This window comes from Duganella sp. AC917, assembly GCF_979258245.1.
Window position 1 is genome coordinate 3945330 of sequence record NZ_OZ409848.1, and the last position, 26199, is coordinate 3971528.

Consider the following 26199-nt stretch of genomic DNA (forward strand, 5'->3'; position numbering starts at 1 on the left):
GGGTTCACACAGGCGGCAGGCCGGCCAGCAGCTTGTCGAGCGTGACCGGATAGTCGCGCACCCGCACGCCGGTGGCGTTGTAGACGGCGTTGGCGATCGCCGCGCCGACGCCGCAAAGACCCAGCTCGCCGATGCCCTTGGCCTTCATCGGCGACGACAGCGGGTCGGTCTCGTCGAGGAAGATGACCTCCTGCTTCGGGATGTCGGCGTGCACCGGCACCTCGTAGCCGGCCAGGTCGTGATTGACGAAGAATCCGGCGCGCTTGTCGATCACCATCTCCTCCATCAGCGCCGAGCCCACGCCCATCGTCATCGCGCCGATCACCTGGCTGCGCGCTGTTTTCGGGTTGAGGATGCGGCCCGCCGCGCACACGGCCAGCATGCGGCGCACACGCACTTCGCCGGTTGCGGCGTCCACACCCACCTCGACGAAATGCGCGCCAAAGGTCGATTGCTGGAATTTTTTGGCCAGGTCGCCGTATTCCATGCTGTCCTCGGCGACGATTTCACCGCCTGCCGCCGCACGCGCGAGCGGCGCCAAGCGCGCACCCACGCGCACCTGGCCGTCGGCGAACACCGCTTCGCCGGCGCCCAGGGCCAGCCGCTGAAGCACCGCCTCGCGCAGCTTGACGCACGCCGCATACACACCGGCCGTCGAGCTGTTGGCGCCGAACTGGCCGCCGGAACCGGCCGACACCGGGAACGCCGAATCGCCAAGGCGCACGCTCACCATGTCCATGCCCACGCCCAGCATCTCCGCCGCCGTCTGGGCGATGATGGTGTAGCTGCCGGTGCCGATGTCGGTCATATCGGTTTCCACCGTCACACGACCGTCACGGTCGAGGCGCACGCGCGCGCCGGACTTCATCAGGATATTGTTGCGGAAGGCCGCCGCGACGCCCATGCCGACCAGCCAGCGCCCGTCGCGTGTTTTGCCGGGCTGCGGCTGGCGGTTCTTCCAGCCAAACCGCTCGGCGCCGGTGCGCAGGCATTCGACAAGGCTGCGCTGCGAGAAGTAGCGGTCCTTCTTTTCCGGATCGACCTTGGTGTCGTTGATGATACGGAAGCGCACCGGGTCCATCTTCAGTTTCTCCGCCATTTCGTCCATCGCGATTTCCAGCGCCATCAGGCCCGGCGCTTCGCCCGGCGCGCGCATGGCGTTGGCCTCGGGCAGGTCGAGCAGTGCCAGGCGCGTGGCGATCAAGCGGTTGGCGCCCGCGTACAGCAGGCGCGTTTGCTGCACCGCGTCTTCCGGGCTGCCGCCGGGCAGATTGCCGGTCCACGCCTCGTGGCCGATCGCCGTGATGGCGCCGTCGCGCGTGGCGCCGATACGAATGCGCTGGATCGTCGACGCCCGGTGGGTGGTGTTGTTGGCGATGAAGGGACGGCTCAGCGCCACCTTGACCGGCCGCTTGGCCGCCCGCGCTCCCAGCGCGGCCAGTACCGCGTCCGCGCGCAGGAATAATTTGCCACCAAAGCCGCCGCCGATGAACGGCGACACCAGGCGCACCTTCTCCTTGGGGATGCCCAGCGTGGTGGCCAGGTCGGTGCGCGTCCAATCGATCATCTGGTTGGACGTCCACACGGTCAGCTGGTCACCGCTCCACGCGGCGATCGACGCATACGGTTCCATCATCGCGTGCGTGTGGCAGGGCGTGGTGTACTCGGCGTCCAGGCGCACCGGTGCGTCGGCATAGGCGCCGGCGAAATCGCCGACGGCCGGCGGAGCGCCCTTGGGTAAAGTCGCCGCATCCTTGACGGCGGCCAGCTCGTACTTTCCTTTTTGTTCGGCGTATCTGACCTTGACCAGCTGCGCCGCCGAGCGGGCCTGTTCGAAACTCTCGGCCACCACCAGCCCGATGGCCTGGTGATAGTGATCCACTTCCGGCCCGCCGAGCAGCTTGGCGGTATTGAATTTACCCTTGCCCAGCTTACCCGCCGATTCGGCGGTGACGATGGCGATCACGCCGGGCGCACGACGCGCCTCGGCCAGGTCCATGGACTCGATGCGGCCCTTGGCGATGGCGGCGCCGATGACGCAGCCATAGGCGGCATTCGGCGCCGCTTTTTGCTGTTCGTATGCATAAGTGGCCGCGCCGGTGGTCTTGAGCGCACCGTCGATGCGGTTGAGCGGGCGCCCCACGACCTTGAGCTGGTCGATCGGATTGGTGGTGGCGGCTTTATCGAATTTCATGGCATTACCCTTTCTTCGGATCGGCCAGCATGGCGGCGAGCGTGCGTTGCACCAGCGGGACCTTGAAGGCGTTTTGTTCGGTCGTGCGCGCACCTTGCAGCAGGCGCTCGGCGACCGCGCTGGCACCGCGCGGCAGCAAGCGGTCGGCCTCCTCCACACGCCACGGCTTGTGGGCGACGCCGCCGACGGCGACACGCCCGCTGCCGTCGCGCTGGACCACCAGCGCCACCGACACCAGCGCGAACGCGTAAGAAGCGCGGTCGCGCACCTTGTGATACAGGTGGACGCCGCCGAGCGGCTTGGGCAAGGTGACGGCGGTGATCAACTCACCCGGTTGCAATGCCGTCTCGATGTGCGGCGTGGTGCCCGGCAGGCGATGGAAATCCGCGATTGGAATCGTGCGGGCGGCGCCATCGGCGCGTACCGTCTCGACCTGCGCGTCCAGCAGGCGCATGGCGATCGCCATGTCGCTCGGATGGGTGGCGATGCAAGCGTCGCTGACGCCGATGACGGCGTGCGAGCGGCTAAAGCCACCGATGGCCGAACAGCCGCTGCCCGGCACGCGCTTGTTACATGCCTGGTTAGTGTCGTAAAAATAGGGGCAGCGGGTGCGCTGCAACAGGTTGCCGGAAGTGGTGGCCTTGTTGCGCAGCTGCGCCGACGCCCCGGCCAGCAAGGCGCGCGACAGCACGCCGTAGTCGCGCCGCACGGTCGCATCGGCGGCCAGTTCGGTATTGCGCACCAACGCGCCGATGCGCAGGCCGCCGTCTTTCGTCGGTTCGATCTTGTCGAGGCCAAGCCCGTTGACGTCGACCAGGTGCGCCGGCGTTTCAATCTCGAGCTTCATCAAATCGAGCAGGTTGGTGCCGCCGGCGATGAAGCGGGCGCCCGGAACGGTGGACGCCGCGACGGCCGCCTCCACCGGCGTGCCGGCGCGTTGATAGGTGAAGACCTTCATGCAGCACCTCCCACTTCGACGATGGCGTCTAGGATGTTGGCGTAAGCGCCGCAGCGGCAGATGTTACCGCTCATGCGTTCGCGTATCTCGTCGGCGCTGAGCAGCGGGCGCACCGTCAGCGACGGGCTGACATGGCTCGGAATACCCTGCTTGATCTCATCGAGCACCGCGATGGCGGAACAGATTTGCCCCGGCGTGCAGTAACCGCACTGGTAGCCATCGTGCTTGATGAACGCCGCCTGCATCGGATGCAGTTTGTCCTGCTGGCCCACGCCCTCGATGGTGGTGACCTGCGCGCCCTCGTGCATTACGGCCAGCGTGAGGCAGGAATTGATGCGGCGGCCATCAACCATCACGGTGCAAGCGCCGCACTGGCCATGGTCGCAACCCTTTTTGGTGCCGGTCAGGTGCAGGTGTTCGCGCAGCGCGTCGAGCAAAGTGGTACGCGTGTCCAGGTGCAGCGTGTGCGGCTTGTCGTTGACGCGCAACGAGACCTTGGTGATGAAGGGCGCGTTACTGAAATCGGTCGCCACGCGCGACTGCGCTTGCGCCAGCGGCACCGCCACCGCCGTCGCCGACACCGCGCCGGCGATGAGCAGCTCGCGCCGGGTTATCTTGATCTCGCTGGAATTGTCCATGGGGTTCCGATCTGTCTTGGTTCAGGAAAAAAAATACTGGGTATCGTGGAATCAGGCCGGCGCTTGCGGCTTGAGCCGGCCGCCATGGCCGACGATGATCGATGAAAGCGCCAGCATGAGCGCCCCGCCGATCAACGTGGCCATGATCGACAAATGGTCCAGCAGCACGCCGCCAAGCGCGGCGCCGAGCATGATCGCCAGTTGAATCGCCGCCACCAGCAGGCCGCCGCCGCTTTCCGGCTCGTCGGCGATGCCTTTGCTCAGCCAGGTCGACCAGGCCACCGGAATGGCCGCGTTCAACGCGCCCCACACAACCAGCGCGATCCCCACCGCCCAAAACACGTGGCCGACGGCCAGCAGCGCGAGCGTGACGACACCCAGCGCCAGCGGCAGCCACCGCAGCAAGCCGTACAAATGAGTGCCCAGCATCACGGTCGCGCCATACGTGCCCAAGAAGCCTGCCGCGCCCAGGCCCAGCAACAACATCGAGAGCTGCGGCACCGTGACGCCGGTGTAGGCCTCCAGGAAGGGCCGCAGATAGGTGAACGTGGCGAACGCGCCGGCGAACGACAGCATCACCCCGGCCATGCCGAACGCCACGTTCGGGCGTTTCAGCAGGCCAAGCACTTTGCCTACCGGGTTGGCGGCCTGCGGCGGCATCGATGGCAAGCTGATCCATTGCCACACCAGATTGGCGATGACGAACGGCGTCAGGGCCCAGAACGTGCCGCGCCAGCCGATGATGGCGCCGAAGTAGCTGCCGATGGGCGCGGCAAACGCGGCCGCGACGGCGTTACCCGTGTACATCAAGCCGAGTGCCTTGGGAATTGACTCGGCTGGAACCAGACGCATCACCGTGGCCGTGGCCAGGGCCCAGAAGCCGCCGATGGTGACACCCAATAACGAACGGGCAACCATCAGCACGGCGAAGTTAGGCGCGCAGGCGATCAGCACCAGCGAGGCCAGCATCACGCCGGTCAGCGCGATGAGCACGTTTCGCCGGTCGAAATGGCTGGCGATCGCCGGGATCAGCAGGCTGGTCACCACGGCGAACAGGCCGGAGATCGAGATCGCCTGCCCGGCCATGCCTTGCGTGGCGCCCAGGTCGCTGGCGATCGGCGTGAGCAGGCTGACCGGCATGAATTCGGACGCGATCAGCATCGTCACGCACATGGCCATGGAACCGACCGCGCTCCAGGCGGGTTGGCCGGTGAAAGATTGCTTGGGTAGAGAGTTGCTTGCGATTTCCATTGTGTTCGTCTTTCCAATTCCAATCAGGCATGGTAGCGGTATTAAGAGGCCCGTACGCCATGCGGATTCGCTAGGGTTTATGCAGCGAAATCATCAATCGCGCCCATCCGCGAGGCACCGTGCAACTGCTAGAATGCAAGATCACCCACCCGAAAGCGCCCCCATGGCCCGCGAAAACATCAACGACATTCTTGTGTTCCTCGAGGTGGCGCGCGAGCGCAGTTTCACGCGCGCGGCCGCCAAACTGGGCATGTCGCAGTCGGGACTGAGCCACATCGTGCGCGGGCTGGAGGCGCGCATGGGCGTGCAACTGCTGGCGCGCACCACCCGCAGCGTGGCCCCGACCGAAGCCGGCGAGCGGCTGATGGAAACCGTGGCGCCGCGCTTTGCCGAGATCGAGGCGGAGATCGCCGCCATCAGCGACCTTGGCGGCAGCCCGGCGGGTTTGATCCGCATCACCGCCATCGACCACATCATCGACAGCGTGCTGTGGCCGCGCGTGGCCCACCTGCTGCCGCAATATCCCGACCTGCGCATCGAGATCAACTCCGACTACCGGATGCACGACATCGTGGCCGAACGCTTCGATATCGGCGTGCGCTGGGGAGACCAGGTCGAACAGGACATGATCGCCGTGCGCCTGACGGCCGACGCGCCGATGGCCATCGTCGGCTCGCCGGACTACTTCAAACGGCGCGGCGTACCGGCATCGCCGCAGGATCTGTTACAGCACAACTGCATCACCCTGCGCCTGTCGTCCAACGGCGGCGTCTACGCGTGGGAGCTGTGCGACGGCGACAAGCCGATCGAGGTGAAGGTCAGCGGCCAGGCCACCTTCAACAGCGCGTATCAGATGCTGAACGCGGCGGTGAGCGGTGTCGGCCTGGCGTTCGTGACGGCGGAATTCGCCGAGCCATACGTCAAGGACGGCCGGCTGGTGAGCGTGATGCAAGCGTGGTGCCGGCCATTCCCTGGCCTGCACGCCTACTACCTGTCGCGGCGCCATCCATCGCGCGCCTTCACGCTGGTCATCGACGCGCTGCGTTACCAGGGCTAAGCGGCGCCTTTATTTCAGGTGCAGCGTAAAGAAATTGGCCAGCTTATTGAAGGGAATAAGCTTGGTCCGGTCGTACAAATCCACGTGCCCCGCACCGGGAATCATGACGATCTCCTTCGGCTCGGCCGCCAGCTTGTAGGCCTCCTCGCTGAATTCGCGCGAGTGCGCCAGGTCGCCGGTGATGAACAACATCGGGCGCGGCGAAATCGTCTCGATATCGTTAAACGGATAAAAGTTCATGAACTTGACGTTGCTGCTTAACGTCGGGTGGGTGGTCAGCAGCGGCGACGAGCCTTTCGGCGTGAACTCACCGCGTTTGGTGCGATAGAAATCGTAGAACTCGCGCTGGACCGGATGCGTGTCGCTGTTCAGCACATGGGTGGTGCCCCCGGTGTAGCGCGTCTCGCCGCCTTTGAACTCCACATAGCGCTGCTGCGCCGCCTCGGCGATGATCTGCTTTCTTTGCTCGACGCTCTGCGCGTGGCGCAAGCCATTGCGGTTGACCGCGCCCATGTCGTACATGCTCACGGTGGCAATCGCCTTCATGCGCGGATCGATCTTCGCCGCGCTGATGACGAAACTGCCGCTGCCGCACACACCGAGCACGCCGATCCCGATTTCGTTCATGCTGTGCTCCTGTTTGAGTAATCGTCGATGACATGACTGTAGTCTCAAGCAGGGCCCGGATATAGCCTGCGGACGCGAATGCCTTTATGCACCGCGCGCATGAATGAAACCGCAAGCTAACCAAGCGGTAAATCGGCTTCGGGATAGAGGTTTGGAAAAAGTATGCTGCACGCATCCAACGGCAAACCGAAACGCACTGCTCCGTAGCTCGCGCAATGACGCCCTCGTCGTCTCGTGCGCCGCCGAAGTCAACTTGACAGAAGCCAGCACGACACGCTCGCCTGCAGGACCTACCTCCTCCAATTCGCACTGTTTCCCGAGCTTTATTCTGCCGCTTTTATCCTGCATCTATCGCCCGCCCGCGCCCCCCCTGGAAGAGCACAGCTTCGAGTAAGCCAGCTATAAACTACTTCCCGGTCGCGAACAGGTTCTTGTACGCCGAGGGCTGCGAACGCCAATACTGCTTCGGCGCCTTGACCTGCGCGCCAAGCGTGGCCGCCGCGTGCCATGGCCAGCGCGGGTCGTACAGGATGCCGCGCGCCAGCGCCACCAGATCGGCGCTGCCGTCGCGGATCGCCGTTTCCGCCTGTTCCGGCGTGGTGATCATGCCAACGCCGATGACCGGCACGGCGACCTGGCGCTTGATCTCCTGCGCGAACGGCAGCTGGTAGCCCGGACCCACGTCGATCTTCTGCTGTGACGACAGGCCGCCGCTCGACACGTGCACATAGGCACTGCCGCGCTCGGCCAGCGCCTTGGAAAACGCCACGCTTTGTTCGACATCCCAGCCGCCTTCGACCCAGTCCGTGGCGGAGATGCGCACGCCAACCGGCTTATCCGCCGGGAAGGCTGCGCGCACGGCGTCGTATACTTCCAGCGGGAAGCGCATGCGGTTCTCCAGCGAGCCGCCGTATTGGTCGGTGCGCTGGTTGGACAACGGCGACAGGAACTGGTGCAACAGATAGCCGTGCGCTGCGTGCACCTCGATCATGTCCAGCCCCAGCCTGGCCGCACGGCGCGCGGTCTGTGCGAACTCTTCGCGTACGCGCGCAAGGCCGGCGTCGTCCAGCGCCGTGGGCGGACGGTCCGTGTCCGCGTACGGTACTGCGGACGGCGCCTCGGTTTGCCATCCGCCAGCATCCGACGCCACTTGCGTCCCGCCGTCCCACGGCGCGGCGCAGGAAGCCTTGCGTCCCGCGTGCCCTAGCTGGATGCCGACCGGCATGTCGGAGTGCTTGCGGATGGCGGCGAGCACGCGCGCCAACGCCTGTTCGTTCTCATCGGAATACAAACCCAGGTCGGCGGGCGAGATGCGCGCCTGTGGCGAGACGGCGGTGGCCTCAAGGATCAGCAGGCCGGCGCCTGACAGCGCCAGAGTGCCCAGATGAATCATATGCCAGTCGGTCGCGCTGCCCTGCTCGGCCGAATATTGGCACATCGGTGCGATGACGATGCGGTTGGCCAGCTCCAGCTGCCCAATCTTGAAAGAGGAAAAAAGTTTGCTCACGCCGTGCCCTTCGTTTGTGGAGAATTCCAGCGATTATGTCATGGCTGAAAATTCTCCACTTCACGACTGGCGACGACGTGCGCGTTCACGCGGTATCGCTCAGAAACGGTATCTCGCCGTCACGTTATAGCTCAGCGGGTCGCCAAAGGCGTTGCCGCTGTCGAGGGCCGAAATGCTCTGGTAATAGCTGCGGTCGAACAGATTGGTCACGCTCATGCTCAGATCCAGTTGCCTGGTTGCCTGCCAGCCGGCGTTGAGATCGACGATCGCGTAGCCGCTTTGCCGGATCGGCACGTTGGTCCTGAAAATGCGGTTTTGCGCGCGCACGGCCGCGCCTACGCGCCATGCGTTCAGATTGCCGGGCAGACGGTAGCTGGTCGCCAATCGCAGCAGCCGGGTCGGACGCTCGGCGGCAAAGCGCGCGCCGGCCTTGTTGCTGCCCTGCGCCTTGGCATACTTGGCCGAGTTGACGGTAACGCCGGCGCTGGCCTGCCAGTCTTTCGCCAGCTCGCCCGCCAGGGTCAGCTCGACGCCCTCGCTTTGCACTTCGCCAGTCGATTCCGAGCACGACAGCACGCCGGGCGCGCATTGGCCCACCGGCAGCGCGTTGGCCAGGTTTTTTTGCCGGATGCGGAACACGGCAGCTGAGGCGTTGAGCGCGCCACCGAAGTATTCGCCCTTGACGCCGGCCTCCATGTTGATGCCGGTGACCGGGTCGAGCAGCGCGCCGTCACGGTCCACCGCGCTTTGCGGATTGAAGATGCTGGTCCAGCTGCCGTACAGCGAATAGGTGCCGTTGATGTCGTAGACCAGGCCGACGTAGGGCGTCTTCTCGTTGTCGATCTTGTAGCCCGAGCGGGCGCCGGTGAAGGTGTTGTGCAAGGCGTAGTCATACCAGTCCACGCGGGCGCCCAGCAGCAGCGACAGCGGCTCGGCCAGGCTGAATCGCGCGGTGGCATAGACGGCCTGCTGCTTGAGTTTGACCGCCTGGCCGTAGTAGAAATCGTTCATCACCGGACGCTGCGGCGCGCTGCTGTCCCAGTTGACCGGATCGAAAACATAATCGTACGCAGGCACCGATTGCAGGCCTTTGTCGGACGTATGGCGGTTGCGGTAGTTGGCGCCAAAGACGATCTCATGCTGGCGGCCCAGCAGCGAGAACGGACCGGAGGCTTGGGCGTCATAACTGCGCTGCTCGCGGTCGTAGATGAAGTTGTCCGCGGCGATGAAACGGAACAGCTCGGTGCGCGGCACCCGGCCGATGCCGACCACTTCCGAATCCATGTCGTCGGTCAACGCCTGGCCGGCCAGCCTGACCTTCCAGCCGCCGCCCAGCTTGTGCTCGAGTTCGGCGAAGACGCGGGTGTTGGTCTTGTCCCACGTGGTCCAGTCCGGCGCGTTGCTGGCGGAGCGGTCCAGCGGCAGGAAGACGCCGGTTTGCGATGTCGGCAAGCCGTACCAGGTCGAACCGTTGTTCTTTTCCTGGTTGTAGTGGAAGCCGACGCTCAATGTGGTGTCGCGCGACAGGTCGGCGTCGGCCGCGACGTAGGCCAGTTTGCGCTTGTGGCCGTAATTGGAGATGAAGGTGTCGGTGTCCTGGTAGGCGAGCACGGCGCGCGCGCGCAAGGTGCCGGCGGCGTTCAGGGCGCCGCTGACGTCGACCTCGCCGCGATAATCGTTGTAGCGGCCGACGCTGCCGGTGAGCGCTACGCGGGTGTCGGCGGTCGGGCGTTTGCGCACGAAGTTGAGCGTGCCAGCGGGCGTGCCCGCGCCGATCGCCATGCCGGCCGAGCCGCGCAGCACTTCGATGCGGTCGTACATCGCTAGCGTGGCAAAGCCGAGCGTGTCGCTCTCGCTGGCCATGGTCAGGCCGTCCTCGGTGAAGTTGGAGATGGCGAAGCCGCGCGAATAGATGCTGTTGCGGTCGGTGCCGTTCCGGTTAAGCGACAGACCCGGCGTGATGTTGACGATCTGGTCGACCGATTGCAGGTTCAGGTCGTCCATCTGCTGGCGCGTGACCACACTGATCGACTGCGGCGTTTCGCGCACCGACATGTCCAGCCGGGTGGCGGTGTTCATGCTGCGGGTCGTGTAGGAGCCGGTGCCCTCGGTGGTGTCGCCCGGACCCGCCTGGCCGGTAATCTGTACGGTCGGTATCGGTGCCGGATCGGCACCGTCGGCTGCCTTGTCTTCCGCATGAGCGGTGTTGACGCCGAGCACCGCGAGCGCCCCGGCAACCGCCATCGACATCATGCGCGGGCGCCATACCGCTACCCCTCGCTGCACCGGAACGCTACCCGCAACACCGGCCTCTAACTTCTCTGATCGCATTACCACTCCCCTTGTATAACGATGGATTGTTATCTGGCTGGGGAGCGCTGCACCTGGCTGATATTTCTAAATAAGAATCATTCGCATTTTATTGACTGATTGTCGGTCACGCAAGGGGCAATCGTGCGGAGCGTGGTCGGCGAAGCTGGCGGTTTTGTAGAATCATGCAATCGGAAAGCGGGGCCCCACTCTCCGATTCATCAACAAATTTTTCTAACAGTGGAGCTTAGGCCATCGTTGCCGACGAGGCGGCGCGCGATTTGCGGCGCTTCATCCAGCCCACCATGCCCAGGCCGCCGAGCATCATGGCGTAGGTCGATGGCTCCGGCACGGCGCTGACGGAAATATTGTCGACCGCGACGTCATAGTCCGTGAAGCCGTACATGTAGCCGGGAACGTAGGTGGTGAACACCAGTTCGTCGATGCTGGACAGAACGTCGGCGAAGGTACGGCCCGGCGGCAGGCCAGGGCCGCCGGCGTCGTCGGAGGTGCCGTAACCGCCCCAGCCGGTAGGCAGCGCGGTCGATGTCGTGTCACCGATAGTCACAGAGAGATGCTGCCAGCCTTTGGTGTAGTCGATAGTGCCCAGGTCGTACCAAACACTGGTGTAGGGCATGCCTTGCGGCGTGTTGCCGTAGTCGCGCAACTCCACGACCATGTGGCGCGAAACTTCCTGGTTGAAATAGCGGATCGAATTGGCCACCACGTCCAGGCCAATGGTGACGCTACCCAGTTTGCCGTAATCGCCCAGATACGACTGGTTGGTGCTGTTGCTGAAACTGATACCGAAGTTTTCCATCACCGTATGCAGGGCCGGCGCACCATTTCCCATGTTGGGATCGATGCCCGAACCGCCGATACCATCCAGCGGTTGCATGCCTTCCCATCCCTGGGCACCGTTGGAAAAATCGACGAACGAGGAGCTCGGCGCAGCCATTGCCAAGCCACCGGCCAGGGACAACGTCAATGCCATCATTGCTTTATTCAAAGTCATGAGTCTTCCTTTTTTATCAGACAGTTAGAGAGATAGCGCTAACACCACACCCGCTTTTCCGACATCTGGCGGATGGCCAAAAGCCAGCTTGGAAGCACATCAGAATTAATGTTTTCTTAAGCGGGTGTAGGCCGATTCTGTTGTTCGGCGACCTCGACTGTCAAAGCTTGCATGAAACTATTTTGTAAGGAAAATGTAACCAAGTTTCCGTGGGAATATGTGATATTCCGTCAAGAAACTGTAACAAAAAGTTTCAGATTACGATAAACCTCAGTCACTTCCCTATGACAAGGCACCGGCGTTCAACACGATATTTGTCCGTTTGGAAAAAGTAAAAACCGCTCATCTTGTCGCTGCAACTGTGCAGTTAAGAATGTTTCTATTTCGCTACAAATACCAATCAACCCATTGCAACTGTTTTGGAGGATCAGGCAAGCTAGAAAGACGATCCGGTATTCTCGCGGCGCACCTCTTTGCTCATACTTGCTCCATCGCACTTCAACCACAGGGAGCAAAAATGAACAATGCAATCAATCAGCCATCGAAAAAAGTCGTCCTCATCACCGGCGCCAGCAGCGGTATCGGCGAAGCCACCGCGAAGCATCTGGCGGCCCAGGGCATGCATGTGGTGCTGGGCGCGCGCCGCACCGATCGGCTGGAAGCGTTGGCCGTCGAGATCGGCTCGGCGGGCGGCTCGGCCAGCGTGGCCGCGCTCGACGTGACCAGCCAGGAAAGCATGCAACGCTTCGTCGACGCTGCTGTCGACCGGCATGGCCGCGTCGACGTGATCATCAACAATGCGGGGGTGATGCCGCTGTCGAAACTGGAGGCGCTCAAGGTCGACGAGTGGAACCGCATGATCGATGTGAACATTCGCGGCGTTTTGCACGGCATCGCGGCAACGCTGCCGCTGATGCAGAAACAGCGCAGCGGCCAGATCATCAACCTGGCGTCGATCGGCGCCTATACGGTGAGCCCGACGGCAGCGGTCTATTGCGCCACCAAGTTCGCGGTGGCGGCGATTTCCGAAGGCCTGCGACAGGAGGTGGGCGGCGACATCCGCGTGACGGTGGTGTCGCCGGGCGTGGTGGAGTCCGAACTGGCCGAATCGATTTCGGATGCGGGCGGCCGCGAGGAAATGCGCGCTTTCCGCCAGATCTCGATCAAGCCGGAGGCGATCGCCCGCGCGATCCAATTCGCCATCGACCAGCCGGCCGACGTGGATGTGAGCGAGATCATCGTGCGGCCGACGGCCAGCATGTTCTAAAGTCCCGGTTCTACAGCTGCTACAGTTTTAACTGGTTGACGAACCATCTGCCGGCGGGTCCGGGCGGCAAATCCTTCATGTGCAGCGCGTGCATGGCGATACCGGAGCCGGCGGCGGGATGTGTTTCGAGCGTAATCTTGACCAGCCTGCCGGTGCGCAAATCCTCGTCGACCATGTGCACGGGCATGTAACCCCACCCCAGGCCGGCCCGCAGGAAAGCATGTTTGGCGCCCAGGTCACCCAGGCGCCAGGTCTGCGATGACATGACGCCAAAGTCGCGGCCGGCCGTCAGGCTGGTGCGGTCGGTCAGCACCAGCTGCACATGACCGGTGGCCACCGAGCGCGGAATCGGCCCGCTGAAAGCCGCCAGCGGGTGGCTGGGCGCAACCACGGCGACGCCGGTTACCGTGAGTAAAAAATCCGAGGCGCAGCCGTCGGGGATATCCGGTAACGTACCGATAATCGCGATCCGGCAATTGCCATTCAACAGCGGCTGCAAGACCGCACCCAGCGCTTCCACGTATAGCCGCAACGGCGTGTCCGGATAAGCTTTTTTAAACGCTTGCACCGCCGCCGTCAGCGTTTCAATCGGAAACATCACATCCACCGCCACCGCCAACTCCGGCTCCAGCCCCTCGGCCAGAGTGCGCGCCTTGGCTTTGAACGCATCCATGCTGTCGGCCGCCGCCCTGGCCTGTTCCAGCAGCGCCCTGCCGGCCTCGGTCAGGCGGGGATAGCGCCCGGTTCGTTCGAACAGCGGAAAGCCGACCTGTTGCTCAAGGTTGGCAAGCGTGGTGCTGACCACCGACTGCGCGCGGCCCAACTTGCGACCGGCGGCGGAAAAGCTTCCCTCGTCCGCTGCGGCGATAAAGGTGCGCAACTGGTCCATCGACATCGCATCAAGCATGCATCTACTCCCTGGATACTATCCATCCAATTATATAGGCTTCGCAGATGGATCATGCGGTTCTATGATTCATCCATGCAATCAATGCCAAGCAGAACAACATGAAACAAGCAAGCGAACGTCGTCTGGTATTCCGCACCACCGGCAAGACTCGGGGACCTATCACCCGCCTCGTCAGCCCTGGAGATGTCGGCCAACTGATTAAACCTTTCGTGTTCCTCGACCTGTTCCAGGCGGAATCCAGTGATGGCGGCATGATGGGAATGCATCCCCACTCGGGTATCGCCACCGTCACCGTGTTGCTTGAGGGCGCTTCGCAATACCGGGAAACGACGGGCAACAGCGGCGTGCTGGCCGCTGGCGGCGTCGAGTGGATGAGCGCCGGCGGCGGCGTCTGGCACGACGGCGGCCCGGCCGCAGGCGAGCGCGTGTCCGGCTTCCAATTGTGGTTGGCCTTGCCCGCCGAAGACGAGAACGGCCCGGCGCACAGCAACTATCTGGCACCTGAACAGGTGCCAAGCGTCGGCCCGGCGCGCGTCATCATCGGCAGCTACGGCGGCGCCGTCAGCCCGATTCGTCCGCGCGCTTCGATCAACTACCTGCACGTCAAGCTGCGTGACGGCGAACGCTGGACCTATACGCCGCCGGCGGGACACGACGTGGCTTGGGTATCGGTCGCACAAGGCGCGTTGCGCACCGCAGGCACCACGGTCGGCCGCGAGGTGGCGGTTTTCGCCGAAGGCAATGAAGCCATCGATTTCGTCGCCGAGGGCGTCACCGACTTCGTGCTCGGTTCCGCCACCAGGCATCCGTACGACCTGGTTACCGGCTACTACTCGGTCCATACCAGCGCTGCCGCGCTGGAACAGGGCGAAAAAGAAATCCAGCGTATCGGCGCCCATTTGCGCGCCGCGAACCTGATGTAAGCAGTTCCGTAAAAAAATCTACATTTATCCTCGAAAGGAACAAGCATGAACACCATCAACCCAACCAATTCCGTCATCCCGGTGATCGGCCGCGTACTGCTGGCGGCCATCTTCCTCTTGAGTGGCCTTGGCAAGCTGGCGGCGCCCGAGGCGACGATAGGCTATATCGCCGCGAGCGGCCTGCCATTCGCGCCGTTGGCGATGGCGGTCGCGGTGGTGGCCGAAGTTGGCGGCGGCTTGCTGCTGATACTGGGCTTCCGCGTGCGCCTGGTGGCGCTGGCGCTGGCGGCGTTCTCCATCGTCACCGGCCTGGCCTTCCACCACGCGGTGGGTGACCAGAACCAAATGATCCATCTGCTGAAGAACTTTGCGATGGCTGGTGGCCTGCTGCAGGTGGTGGCGTTTGGCGCCGGAGCCTATAGCCTGGACAACCGCGCGAAGGCAAGCGTGTCACGGGGCTGATGCGCGTCCATCACGGTTTGATGAATAGCGCCTGCAACTGACCATAAGGCATCGCCTTGTCCACCAACGGACCGGCGCTGCCGGTGGTCAGAAAACCCTTCGCCATGTCGGCGGCAACGGCCCACAAAGCCTGCGGTATGCCGGAACCTGCGCTCAAGCGGCGCACGCCCAGCTTATGCAACGCATCGGCGGACGGCACGCCCGGCCAATCCATCACGTTGACCGGCAAGCCGGCGCCGGCAACCACGGCCTCGATCTCGTCGACCTTGCAGATACCCGGCACGAACAAACCATCGGCTCCTGCCGCCTTGTAGATCGCGGCGCGCTTCAACACCTCCGCCACCCTCTCACCTTCGGCCGCCAATCCCTTCAGATATACATCCGTGCGGGTGTTGATGAAGATATCCTTGCCCGCTGCCGCGACCGATTTCTTGATCGCGACGATCTTCGCGGCCAGCGCTTCAGGCGTGCCGTGGCCATCTTCCAGGTTGATGCCGGCCACACCGGCGTCGGCCAGCTTGGACGCGTTTTGCGCGACCACTTCCGCATCATCCGAATAACCGTTTTCCAGATCGACCGACAACGGCACCGTCAGCACGCGCGCGATGTTGATGGCGACGGCGATGGCCACGTCGGCCGGCATGTTGTCGCCATCGGCGTATCCGGCAGCCCAGGCCACGCCGGCGCTGGTGGTCGCGATGGCGGGAGCGCCAAGGCTCTCGAACAAACGCGCGCTGCCGGCATCCCAGGCGTTGGGCAGGTGCAGCAGCTTGCTGCCGTCGTGCAGTTTCTTGAAATCGCTCATGGTCGCTCCCTTAAAAAAGACTGGCTTGTGAGGTGGTCAGGCTGGAAAAACTGTCCTTCATCGGCAGCAAAATCGAATCGGCGATCGGCTGCAATTGCTTGGTCAGATAGTGATCGTAATCGATATTCGAGCGCATCGCCTCCAGCGGCTCGGGACCGCCGGTGGTCATCACGTAGCTGATCCAGCCGCCGTTCTGATACCGCAGCGGGCGGTGATGCGACTGGTTATATTCGTCGGCCAGGCGCGCGGCGCGCACCTGCGGCGGCACGTTGACCTTGTACTCGTCGAGCCGATGGCGCAGCCGCTTGCGGTAAACCAGCAGCTCGTCGAAATCGCCGGACAGCGTTTTGCGCGCGTAGTCGCGGACGAATTCCTGGTACGGTTCGTCCTTGAAGATGCGCAGGAACAGGCCCTTCTGGAACTGCTGCGCCAACGGCGTCCAGTCGCTGCGCGCCACTTCCAGGCCACGATAGATCACTTCTTCCTCGCCCTTGGCATTGATCGTCAAGCCGGCATAGCGCTTCTTGCTGCCCATTTCCGTGCCGCGTATCGTCGGCATGAAAAACTTCTGGAAATGCGTGTCGAATTCAATCTCCAGATGGCAGTCCAGGCCATGCTTCTCTTTTAACATGGCGTGCCACCACGCGTTGATCTTGTTCGCCAGTTGCTGTCCGATTTCCAGCGCGTCGGCGTTCTTGTACTCTTTTTTGAGCCAGATGAAGATCGAATCGGTGTCGCCGTAGATGACGTCATAGCCTTCCGCCTCGACCAGTTCGCGGGTCTGCTTCATCATCTGGTGTCCGCGCAGTGTCACCGAGGAGATCAGGCGCGGATTGAAGAACCGGCATTCTGTCGCGCCAAGCACGCCGCAGAAGGAATTCATCAGCAGCTTAAGCGCCTGCGACAGCGGCTCGTTCCTGGCACGCTTGGCGGCGTCGCGCTGCTTCCACATCCGCGTGGTGATCTCGGGCAGGCAATGCTTCTCTCGCGAGAACACGGTGCCGTTGACGCCCTCCACCACCGACGCCGGATCTTCCGCTGCTTCGCCCTCGACCAGCCCGACCGGATCGACCAGGAAGGTTCGGATGATCGACGGATACAGGCTTTTATAATCCAGCACCACCACCGAATCGTACAGCCCGGGCTTGGAATCCATGACGAAGCCGCCCGGCGAGGCGCCCCCGGCGATGTCGCCCACGTTCGGCGCCACGTAGCCTTCGCGGTGCATGCGCGGCAGGTAGTGGTGGCCGAAGGCGGCGATCGAACCGCCCAGATGATCGGCCTGCAAACCGGTCACCGTCGCGCGTTCGATCATGAAGGCCAGCAGATTGGCCTTGTCGAAAATGCGCGTGACCAGTTCGCAGTCTTTCAGGTTGTAGTGGGCCAGCGCCGGCTTGTCTTCCCTGAAGCGACGTTCGATTTCCGCCATCTTGTCATAGACGTCGCCGATATCCTTGCCCTCGCCCAGCATCGCCTGCGAGACGTTCTCCAGGCTAAAGGACGGGAACATCCACGACGCCGCCTTCAGCGCATCGATGCCGTCGAGGACCACGCGGCCGACCACCGGCGCGAACATGTATCCCTGCTTGCCGGGATGCTCGCGCCATTCGATGGTCTTGCCCTCGCGGCCCAGGGTCAGCGCGATCTTGTGCTTGTCGGCGTTTTTTTGCAGCACGCGCAGGTCGAACTGCACCACGTTCCAGCCCACCAGCACATCGGGATCGTGGCGCGCCATCCAGGCGTTGAGCCTTTCGATCAGCTGGCGCGGCGTGGCGCAGTATTCCAGGTCGAAGTCGATTTCGTCCGGCGCCTCGGCGGGGGGCGCGCCAAGCATATATACCTGGCGCTGGCCGCAGCCTTCAAGCGCGATCGAATACAGGTCCTCGTAGGCGCTGGTCTCGATATCGAGCGACACCATCTTGAGCTTGGGGCGGTAGTCCGGCGCGGGTTTGAGTTTGCAGTCGCGGATGGTGGCGCCTTCGACGCGGCCGCCCTCCACCTGCACGCCGGCGGTGATGAAGCGCTCCATCAGATAGCGCTCCGGCGGGCGGATATCGGCCTCGTACATCTTGATGCCATGGTCGCGCAGCGTGCGCTCCAGCGCCGTCAGCTGCTTATAGCGGGATGAGTAGACACCGATGACAGGTTCGCGCTCAAAGGTCTTGAGCTTCAATTCGCGCAGCTCGATGCCGTCGGATTTATCCAGCAGCGCCTCGATGGCCGAGCGCTCCCGCGCCTCGGCAAAGGCCACGGAGGTTTGCATCGTCAGGCGGATTTTCCTGGGGCCGTCGTCGGTCGCCAGCCAAAACTCGATCTCCGTGCCATTGGCCGCGTCGCGCCAATGGCGGGTCAGGATAAATCCTTGCCGTGAAGGTGGATCTGCGGGAGTAAGCATACGTCATTATACTGTACGCGCATACAGTCAAGATCCGGCCAACAGGTCCTGGTTCAGCGGTACGTCACCGCGTTGTCCCGCCCCGGTTGCTCGAGGTGCGAATAATTGTTCAGATAACTCAGACCGAATTCGCCCGGACGGTGCAGCAAACGGGTGACGGCGCAATTGGCCAGCTTCCACGTCATCTCCATCACCTGAAAATCCTGAAACCCCAGCACGTGCTGGATGACGGTCGCGATCACGCCGCTGGAGGTGAATACGATCGTGGTACGTTTGCTGTCCGGCGTATCCAGCCGTTCCAGCGCGGACACCACGCGGCGGCGGAAGTCCGGCCACGTTTCAGCATATTGGTCGTCGTGCCAGCCGGTCATCCAGCGCTGCATCGCGGCCCGGAACAACTGCTCCGCCGCCCGCTGGGGATCGGCCGAACGCGCCAGCAGCCGCTGGAAAGTACCGGCGTCGGCAAACTCGGGACAATGCCGCAGCATCACCTCATGATGATCGAATTCGGCGAAACCCTGGTCAGTCAGGCACTCGGCGTGCTGCACTTGCTTACTTTCCAGCTGCGCGACGCAGGCGTCGGCGGTCTGGTGGTGACGCGCCATGCCGCCGGTGATCATGCAGTGAAACGGCTGCCCCGCTTTGGCGAACCAACCGCCCAGCAGGCGCGCCTGTTCGTAACCCATCGCTGACAGCTGATCGTAATTGGTGCTGCCGAAGGAGGCTTGTCCGCTGCGCACCAGGTAAATTTGTCCCATATATTTTTAGTCCTGTCCAAACAGTCCCGCACAGCTTAACGGCCGGGGTAAAAATCATCAAATGAATATTTTTATTTCATCACGCTAGGCCGCTTTCAGTATCGAGTCGGCCAGTTTGAGCAGGTTTTCGCGCAAACGCGGCACCGATCCATTCTGCGCGGCGCTTTGGGCGCCTTCGAGCAGCAAGGTCAGATGGACGGCGGCCTGCTTTGGCTCCGCGATGCCGGCCTTGGCGCACAGCGCGCCGAGACGCCGCAGCTGCCGAACCTTGTGCGCCTCGATCAGCTGCCGCGCAGGATGGTCGGCGGCTGGCAGCTCCGCGATGGTATTGATGAACGGGCAGCCCCGGTACGAAGAGCCGGCCACATCGTCGGCGATGAATTCCGCAAAACCCATCAACTGTGCGCGCGGATCGTCGGGGTGCGACGCCTCCAGCCCGTCGAGGACCGCCGCATACTCCGCCACCAGTTCCCGCACCCATTCGGTGATCAGCACATCCTTCGACTCAAAATGACGGTACAGACCCATTTTGGTGGTCTGCGCGGCCTTGGCGATCGCCTCCACGCCGACACCGCGTATGCCTTCGGCGTAAAACAACTGCGACGCCGCGTCGAACAAGCGCTCGCGGATGGACTGCTTTGCTTCGCTCATGATCTCTCCAGGATTTTCTTGACAAAGATACCGTTCGGTATCATTATCCCACAAACTGATGATACCGATCGGTATCATCCTGACTTTAAGGGATCTACATGAAACTCTCCGAATACGTGCAGTACGACGCCCTGGGCCTGGCCGCGCTGGTGGCACATGGCGATGTGAGCGGCGCCGAACTGCGAACGGTTGCCGCCCACGCAATCGCCAACGTCAATCCGCTGGTCAACGCCGTGGTATAACAGTGGCCGGCCGAAACGACCGACGAGAAAGGCGCCGGCGGCGCTTTCGCTGGGGTGCCATTCCTGATCAAGGACGTCGCCATCACGATGGCGGGCAAACGGATGGAACTGGGAAGCCGTATCGCGGCAGGCTACATCGCCGCTGATGACTCCAATCTAATGCGACACTTCCACCGCGCCGGTCTGGTAACGCTGGGACGCACTGCGTCGCCGGAAATGGCGTTCAGCACCACCACCGAATCGCTGTTCAACGGGCCGACCCGCAACCCCTGGAATCTCGAGCACAGCGCCGGTGGTTCGAGCGGCGGCAGCGCGGCGGCAGTGGCCGCCGGCATCGTGCCGATGGCGCACGCCACCGACGCGGCGGGCTCGATCCGCGTTCCGGCCGCGTCGACAGGACTGTTCGGCCTGAAACCGACACGCGGCCGCGTGTCCAACGGCCCCGGGATGGACGAGGTATTCAATGGACTTGGCGTTCAGCTGGGTGTCAGCCGCTCGGTACGCGACAGCGCCGCGCTGCTGGATGCAATCAACCGTCCAGACGCGGGCGAACCTTATTTCACCGAGCCGGCGCAACACACATTCCTGTCCGAGGTAACGCGCGCGCCGGGCAGGCTGCGCATCGGCGTGATGCAGCAAGCGTGGAGCGGCCAGTGGCCCAGCGCGGAAGTGGCGACGGCGACGCAGGCGGCGGCGGAGCTATGCCGTCAACTGGGCCACGACGTCGATGAGATAAAGCTGGACATCGGCGTGACGTGGGAGGAATTCGTGCACGCCAACGCGCAGATCTGGTGCGCCAATCTGGTGGGATGGATCGACGGCTTCGCGGCGGCCACGGGGCGCAAAGCCGATCTTTCGACTTTGGAGCCCTCCACGCTGGCCTGTTACGAGTATGGCCGCCGCGCGCTCGCGCCGGCGTTCGCGCGTGCGCTGGAGGTACGCAACCGCGTCAGCCGCGCCGTCGCGGATTATTTCGGCCGGTACGACGTGCTGCTCACGCCCACGCTGCCTGACACCGCGCAGCGCATCGGCGTCTACACCGAGGGAACGGCGCAAATGGACGGACTGGAATGGACGGGCCACGTATTCCGCCACTCGCCTTACACGCCGCTGTTCAACGTGGCGGGCGTGCCGGCGATGTCGGTGCCACTGGGATCGAGCCGGGATGGATTGCCGATCGGCGTGCAGTTCGCCGCCGGCTTCAGCCAGGATGGCCTGCTGCTGCGCCTCGCCGGCCAGCTGGAACAAGCCGCGCCGTGGACCGGACGCGTCCCGCCGGTGTGGGCGGGACGCTAGCGATCCATTCAGCAGCCGGCGTTGCCGCCGGCGGCCAGCGCACGTACGGCCTTGGAAATGTCGGCCCCAATGCGCACCACGGCACGGCGGTGGCCGGCCACCAGCGCGTCGTTGCCGGCGCCGACCTCCTCGTTGGCGACGCTGCGGCAGGTGAGCACCTTGGTGCCGCCCACCAGCCGCACGCTCCACACCGCGTCGATCAGCGCGTACTTGCCGGGCGCCGATTCGAAGCGCTGCACGTTGGTGCTGATGCGGTAGACCGGCATGCCGTCCGGCGACGGCGTGCGGAACACGTCGATGGTTCCCAGCTCGCCGGAAATCGCCAGCGACAGCGCCTGGCCGATCTCAGACGCGGGCGGCGACGCCCAGCGGTCGTATTCCAGCAGATCGATGCTACCGGCACCCGTGGTGACCACCATCTGATTGCGCGCAACCTGCTGTGGCACGGTCACCGCCGGCACCTCGATATAGTAGGCGGCGGCCGGGGTGTCGGCCTTCGGTGCGACGCCCATGCCGTTACTCAGGCTGTAGAAATGCTCAGGCGGCGTGCTGGCGCAGCCGGTTAGCGCAAGCGCCGTCGCCGTCAATACCGCCAGCACGGCGCCGGTGCGTCGATTAGTCGTCTGCGTCATTTTTTCTCTCCCAGTTTATCCTGCTTGCTGCCTTTGCCGCGCAACAGCGATTCCGGATGGCGTTCCAGATAATCGGACAAGGCGTTCAGCGATTGCATGGTCTGCGTCAGCTGCTGCAAGGCCTCGCGCAAATCCGACTGCACCGGCGAATCCTTTTGCAGTATCTGGTCGGCGGTGCTGAACGTCTTGCGCGCCGCGCCAAGGGTGTCCTTCATCTCCGGCACCACTTGCGAGTCGAGCTGCTTGAGCAGGATATTGGCGCTCTTCAGCGTATCGCGCAGATTGACGCCGATTTCGTCGAACGGCACCTTATCGAGTTTGCGCGCGATGCTGGCAAGCTGCGTTTGCAGTTCGTCCAAACTGTTAGGAACCGTCGGCAATTCAACCGTCTCCTTGCTCATGTCAAGCTTGACCGCCGCCGCGTTGGGGAAGAAGTCCAGCGCCACATACAGCTGTCCGGTAAGCAGATTGCCGGTGCGGAGCTGGCCACGCAGGCCGCGCGCCACCATCCGCTCCAGCACTTGCGAGCCGGCGCTGTTGCGCTGATCCTCGTCGACGCTCTTCTGGAAGGCGCGGCCCAGGCGGGCCGGATACATATCGACCGTCACCGGCATGCGGAACGACTTCTTGACCGGATCGAACTCCACGCCGACCGAGCGCACCTCGCCCAGCACGATGCCGCGGAAATCGACGGTGGCGCCCTGCGAGAGGCCGCGCAGCGACTGGTCGAAATACAGCACCGTGGTGATCGGCGCGCCATCGGGCTCGCGCAGCGCGCTGGCCTGATCGGCGGCCAGCAGGAATTCGCTGCCGGTGGGCGCTGCGGCGGCGGGCTTCTGGCCGTTCATGCTCTCGAAGGCGATACCGCCGACCAGCAGTGCCGCCAGCGACTGCGTATTGACCTTGAAGCCGTTCGAATCGAGCCGCACGTCGACACCGCTGGCATGCCACCAGCGCGTACCCTTGCCGACGTACTGGTCGTAAGGCGACTTGACGAACACCTTCATGTTGATGCCGCGCCCTTTCGGCTCCAGATCGTAGGCGGCCACCTGCCCGACCGGGATGCGGCGATAGAAAATCGGCGAACCGACATCAATTGAACCGAGGGTCTCGCCGTGGAGCGTGAAATAGCTGCCCTTCTCGTCGAAGGCCACCTGCGGCGCCTGTTCAAGGCCGGTGAATTCGTCTTTGGTCTCTTCCGACTTGCCGGCATCGACGCCGATGTAAGACCCGGACAGCAGGGTATTCAGACCGGAGACGCCACTGGCGCCAATGCGCGGCCGCACCACCCAGTAACGGGTATCGATGGCGGTGAAGCGCGACGCTTCCTTGCGCATGTCGATGGTGACCAGCACCTTGGTCAGATCGCGCGCCAGCGAAATCGAGCGCACCAGGCCAATGTCGACATCCTTGAACTTGACTTTGGTCTTGCCGGGTTCCAGGCCATCGCCGCTGCGGAAGCTCACCGTCACGGTAGGTCCGCGATCGATGAACGACTTCACCACCAGGCCGGCGCCGATCAAGGCCGCCAGCAAGGGAATCAGCCACACCAGCGAAGGCAAGCGGCTGGCCTTCTCCACGTGTGGCTCGTTCAGGGGCGGCTGGCCGCCTTCGTTTTCAGGCATGTTTTTCTCCATTTGAATCGGTTGGATCCCAAATCAGGCGCGGGTCGAACTGCATCGACGCCAGCATCGTCAGCACCACCACCGCGCAAAATGCCAGCGCGCCGGGACCGGCGGTGATCACCGCCAGCGTCTGGAAGCGCACCAGCGCCACGGTCAAGGTGATGACAAAAATATCGAGCATCGACCAGCGGCCGACAAACTCCACGATCCGGTAAAGCGCCGTGCGTTGCTGCGGACGCCAGCGTGATCGCGTCTGCGCGGTCAGTGCCAGCAGCGACAACGCGGCCAGCTTCAGCACCGGCACCACGATACTGGCGACGAAAATAATGATCGCCAGCGCCTGCGAGCCGCTATTCCAGAACAACATCACACCGCTGATGATCGTATCGTCCTCTTTACCGAACAGCGAATCGGTGTACATCACCGGCAGCAGCATGGCCGGGATATACAGGATGGTGGCCGCCAGCAGAAAGGCCCAGGTGCGGCCGACGCTATCTGGGCGGCGCCGATGCAGGGCCGCGCCGCAACGCTCGCAGCGCTGATGGCGTGCGCTGCGCGGCACCGAGGCCACCAGGCCGCAGCCATGGCAGGCTTCCATATGCGCGCCGCCGGGCACGAACTTGTAGTGAAACTCACGCTGGGACGCACGCGGCCCGCCAGGGCCGGGCAAATGTTCGCCGATATTCCACAGGTGTTTGGGATCGAAGGAGACCACGATGGCCAGCATCAGTGTCAGCACGCCGAAAGCGAACAGCCCTGGCTGCAGCAAAACCTGTGCGAGGCTGGTCATTTTGACGATGGTGATCAGGATACCGATCATCAGCACCTCGGTCATGCCCCAGCGACGCGCGGCGCCGACGGCACGCAGCAGATGGTCGAAGCCGGGAGGACGACGGCCGGCGCGCAGGGACATCGTCACATAAAACAGCGCCCCCAGCTCCACCGCCGGCAGCAGCATCGTAAACAGGAACACGACGGCCGCCACCAGCTGCATCTGCTCATGCCAAAGCACGCGGATGGCGCCCAGCAAAGTCGCGCTGGTGCTATTGTCGCCAATTTGCAGCTCGACGATAGGGAAAAACTGCGCGATCAGAAAGGTGACGATGGCGCCGAGGGTGATGGCGGCCATGCGGTTCGGATCGGAATGGATGCCGCGATAGAGGACGGAGCCGCAGCGAACGCAGCGCGCCTTCTCGCGCGGCCGCACCGGGCGGTACTGGTACAGCACCCCGCAGTCATGGCAACTGATCAACTCGTATCGAAGCACAGGCTAGCCGTATGGACAATAATTTCCATATCATACGGCAATCTTGATTGCAGCTGCGGTGCGCTACCCAACACCCCAACTACGGGGGTCAAGTCTGTCATTCGGACACAACCTGGACCGTAGCGGGCTTGACCGCCGGGCTCGTGTCCGAATGACAGACTTGACCCCGGGGTTTATCCGAGGAAATCGAGCAGGGTGGCGGCAATTACCTTGGTGGCTTTGCGCAAGTCCTCGAGGTCGAGGCGCTCATCGGCCTTTTTGGCGTTCGATTCGGGCACCGTGCGCGGGCCGGCGCCGTACAACACCGCCGGGATGCCATGCTCGCCGTACAATCGCGCGTCCGCGTACAGCGGCGTGCCCTGCGCCGGAATCAGCTCGCCGATGTAGGTTTGCGCGTTTTGCTGCAGGCTGGCGACCAGCTTTTCTGTTCCCGGCTGCTCGCGCAGCGCGTGCGACAACAGCAGGCGCTTGATCTCCAGGCTGATGCCGGGGATGCCGCGAACGGCGCTCTCGATCATCGCGCGCACCTGCGCCTCGACTTCCGCCGGCTCCTCCTCGGGAATCATGCGGCGGTCCATCTTCAGCACCACCTTGCCCGGGACGACGTTGGTGTTGGTGCCGCCGTCGATGCGGCCCACCAGCATCGTCGGCGAGTCGATGCCGTCCACCTTGGACTTGATCTTCTTCAGCTCCGGCAGCTGGTCGTAGATGGCGTTGAGGATCTTCGTCGCCGCCTGCAGCGCGTCGTGGCCCGTTTCCGGCATCGCGCCGTGGCCGGATTTGCCGTTGACCGTGATCTCCAGTTGCAGACACGCGTTGTGCGCGGTGACGATGTTGTAGCTGAAGCCCGCCGCGATGACGTAATCGGGCTTGGTCAGCTTTTGCTCCAGCAGCCAGCCCGGCCCGAGCAGGCCGCCGAATTCCTCGTCATAGGTGAAATGCAGCTCGAGGCCACCCTTGAGCGGCACGCCCAGTGCCTCCAGCGCGCGGGTGGCGAAGATGTAGGTGGCGAAGTCGCATTTGGAGACGGCGGCCGCGCGCCCGTAGATAAAGCCGTTTTCCACCACGCCGCCGTAGGGAGGATAGCTCCAGTTGTCGCCCGGCGGGACCACGTCGCCGTGGGCGTTCAGCGCGACGGTCGGACCGCCGGCCTGGTAGGGGCGGCGGACGATCAGGTTGGTGATCGTCTCCATGCCGTAGTCGCGCACCACCTGCTGCGGCACCGCGTGCTTCTCGGCGTTCCAGCCGTAGGCCTTGACCAGGTCGGCCACCATGTCCGCGTGCGGCGCGTTATTACCGGGCGGCGTATCGGTCGGTACGCGCAACAACTGCTGCAAAACGCCGACCTCCTCGTCGAAGTGGTCATCGATCCATTTGGCCAGTTTTTCCTTGGTGCCGCTCATAATCGC

The 26199-nt window shown here is 63.5% G+C and carries 22 protein-coding genes and 1 pseudogene; 6 read left to right on the forward strand and 17 right to left on the reverse strand.

The genetic code is table 11. The features are described from left to right. Positions 1-4 precede the first annotated feature (4 nt). The 4 genes from paoC to ACZ0BA_RS17070 are packed head-to-tail and all read right to left on the reverse strand — an operon-like array spanning position 5 to position 5041. Positions 5-2194 (reverse strand): aldehyde oxidoreductase molybdenum-binding subunit PaoC, encoded by a 2190-nt coding sequence (paoC, locus tag ACZ0BA_RS17055; RefSeq protein WP_463452406.1) that lies wholly within the window; start codon positions 2192-2194, stop codon positions 5-7. 4 nt (positions 2195-2198) lie between these two features. Further along, positions 2199-3152: an FAD binding domain-containing protein gene (locus ACZ0BA_RS17060; RefSeq protein ID WP_463452407.1), complete on the reverse strand. Its 954-nt coding sequence runs from the start codon at positions 3150-3152 to the stop codon at positions 2199-2201. Beyond that, positions 3149-3790: an aldehyde dehydrogenase iron-sulfur subunit PaoA gene (gene paoA / locus ACZ0BA_RS17065; RefSeq protein ID WP_463452408.1), complete on the reverse strand. Its 642-nt coding sequence runs from the start codon at positions 3788-3790 to the stop codon at positions 3149-3151. Before paoA ends, ACZ0BA_RS17060 begins: the two co-directional genes overlap by 4 nt. Positions 3791-3841: 51 nt before the next feature. Beyond that, a complete protein-coding gene (locus ACZ0BA_RS17070) occupies positions 3842-5041 on the reverse strand; it encodes an MFS transporter (RefSeq protein ID WP_463452409.1) in 1200 nt (399 codons plus the stop codon). A 163-nt stretch (positions 5042-5204) separates the two neighbouring features. On the opposite strand from ACZ0BA_RS17070, the gene ACZ0BA_RS17075 reads away from it, so the two are divergent. Next, complete coding sequence (locus ACZ0BA_RS17075; protein WP_463452410.1) at positions 5205-6098, forward strand: LysR family transcriptional regulator; 894 nt, start codon at positions 5205-5207, stop codon at positions 6096-6098. Between the two features lie 9 nt (positions 6099-6107). Here ACZ0BA_RS17075 and ACZ0BA_RS17080 read toward each other — a convergent pair whose 3' ends face one another. From ACZ0BA_RS17080 to ACZ0BA_RS17095, 4 genes are all read right to left on the reverse strand, one after another. After that, entirely contained in the window at positions 6108-6725 is a 618-nt protein-coding gene (locus ACZ0BA_RS17080; RefSeq protein WP_463452411.1) for an alpha/beta hydrolase, read from the reverse strand. Between the two features lie 406 nt (positions 6726-7131). Then, entirely contained in the window at positions 7132-8232 is a 1101-nt protein-coding gene (locus tag ACZ0BA_RS17085) for an NADH:flavin oxidoreductase/NADH oxidase (RefSeq protein WP_463452412.1), read from the reverse strand. Between the two features lie 99 nt (positions 8233-8331). Continuing rightward, entirely contained in the window at positions 8332-10485 is a 2154-nt protein-coding gene (locus ACZ0BA_RS17090) for a TonB-dependent siderophore receptor (protein ID WP_463452413.1), read from the reverse strand. A 304-nt stretch (positions 10486-10789) separates the two neighbouring features. Then, entirely contained in the window at positions 10790-11557 is a 768-nt protein-coding gene (locus tag ACZ0BA_RS17095) for a PEPxxWA-CTERM sorting domain-containing protein (RefSeq protein WP_463452414.1), read from the reverse strand. 517 nt (positions 11558-12074) lie between these two features. On the opposite strand from ACZ0BA_RS17095, the gene ACZ0BA_RS17100 reads away from it, so the two are divergent. Beyond that, positions 12075-12824, forward strand: a complete 750-nt coding sequence (locus tag ACZ0BA_RS17100) for an SDR family oxidoreductase (protein ID WP_463452415.1) — start codon at positions 12075-12077, stop codon at positions 12822-12824. Between the two features lie 19 nt (positions 12825-12843). Here ACZ0BA_RS17100 and ACZ0BA_RS17105 read toward each other — a convergent pair whose 3' ends face one another. Beyond that, entirely contained in the window at positions 12844-13731 is an 888-nt protein-coding gene (locus ACZ0BA_RS17105) for a LysR family transcriptional regulator (protein WP_463452417.1), read from the reverse strand. Positions 13732-13832: 101 nt separating this feature from the next. Here ACZ0BA_RS17105 and ACZ0BA_RS17110 point away from each other — a divergent pair, with 101 nt between their 5' ends. Further along, positions 13833-14657 (forward strand): pirin family protein, encoded by an 825-nt coding sequence (locus ACZ0BA_RS17110; protein WP_463452418.1) that lies wholly within the window; start codon positions 13833-13835, stop codon positions 14655-14657. A 45-nt stretch (positions 14658-14702) separates the two neighbouring features. Continuing rightward, complete coding sequence (locus ACZ0BA_RS17115; protein WP_463452419.1) at positions 14703-15119, forward strand: DoxX family protein; 417 nt, start codon at positions 14703-14705, stop codon at positions 15117-15119. 10 nt (positions 15120-15129) lie between these two features. On the opposite strand, the gene ACZ0BA_RS17120 is transcribed toward ACZ0BA_RS17115, so the two are convergent. From ACZ0BA_RS17120 to ACZ0BA_RS17135, 4 genes are all read right to left on the reverse strand, one after another. Beyond that, complete coding sequence (locus tag ACZ0BA_RS17120; protein ID WP_463452420.1) at positions 15130-15924, reverse strand: isocitrate lyase/PEP mutase family protein; 795 nt, start codon at positions 15922-15924, stop codon at positions 15130-15132. Positions 15925-15934: 10 nt separating this feature from the next. Then, the gene (locus ACZ0BA_RS17125) at positions 15935-18319 is read right to left on the reverse strand and encodes a DNA polymerase II (protein WP_463452421.1); all 2385 of its coding nucleotides are present in this window, start codon (positions 18317-18319) and stop codon (positions 15935-15937) included. A gap of 53 nt (positions 18320-18372) precedes the next feature. After that, on the reverse strand, positions 18373-19077 hold the full coding sequence (locus ACZ0BA_RS17130; RefSeq protein ID WP_463452422.1) for a histidine phosphatase family protein: 705 nt from the start codon (positions 19075-19077) through the stop codon (positions 18373-18375). 84 nt (positions 19078-19161) lie between these two features. After that, positions 19162-19728, reverse strand: coding sequence for a TetR/AcrR family transcriptional regulator (locus tag ACZ0BA_RS17135; protein WP_463452423.1), 567 nt, complete (start codon positions 19726-19728; stop codon positions 19162-19164). A gap of 98 nt (positions 19729-19826) precedes the next feature. Between ACZ0BA_RS17135 and ACZ0BA_RS17140 the strand changes: the two genes are divergently transcribed. Together ACZ0BA_RS17140 and ACZ0BA_RS17145 are read left to right on the forward strand one after the other, a co-directional pair. Next, on the forward strand, positions 19827-19970 hold the full coding sequence (locus ACZ0BA_RS17140) for a hypothetical protein (RefSeq protein ID WP_463452424.1): 144 nt from the start codon (positions 19827-19829) through the stop codon (positions 19968-19970). A 21-nt stretch (positions 19971-19991) separates the two neighbouring features. Then, positions 19992-21266, forward strand: a pseudogene (locus tag ACZ0BA_RS17145) (amidase); the annotation flags it as partial. A gap of 8 nt (positions 21267-21274) precedes the next feature. Here the strand turns inward: ACZ0BA_RS17145 and ACZ0BA_RS17150 are convergent. From ACZ0BA_RS17150 to ACZ0BA_RS17165, 4 genes are all read right to left on the reverse strand, one after another. Beyond that, positions 21275-21898: a PqiC family protein gene (locus ACZ0BA_RS17150; RefSeq protein ID WP_463452425.1), complete on the reverse strand. Its 624-nt coding sequence runs from the start codon at positions 21896-21898 to the stop codon at positions 21275-21277. Further along, positions 21895-23523: a PqiB family protein gene (locus ACZ0BA_RS17155; RefSeq protein ID WP_463452426.1), complete on the reverse strand. Its 1629-nt coding sequence runs from the start codon at positions 23521-23523 to the stop codon at positions 21895-21897. Before ACZ0BA_RS17155 ends, ACZ0BA_RS17150 begins: the two co-directional genes overlap by 4 nt. Then, complete coding sequence (locus ACZ0BA_RS17160; protein WP_463452427.1) at positions 23516-24790, reverse strand: paraquat-inducible protein A; 1275 nt, start codon at positions 24788-24790, stop codon at positions 23516-23518. The genes ACZ0BA_RS17155 and ACZ0BA_RS17160 overlap by 8 nt, the downstream gene beginning before the upstream one ends. Before the next feature lie 173 nt (positions 24791-24963). Continuing rightward, the gene (locus tag ACZ0BA_RS17165; protein ID WP_463452428.1) at positions 24964-26193 is read right to left on the reverse strand and encodes an ArgE/DapE family deacylase; all 1230 of its coding nucleotides are present in this window, start codon (positions 26191-26193) and stop codon (positions 24964-24966) included. Positions 26194-26199 lie beyond the last annotated feature (6 nt).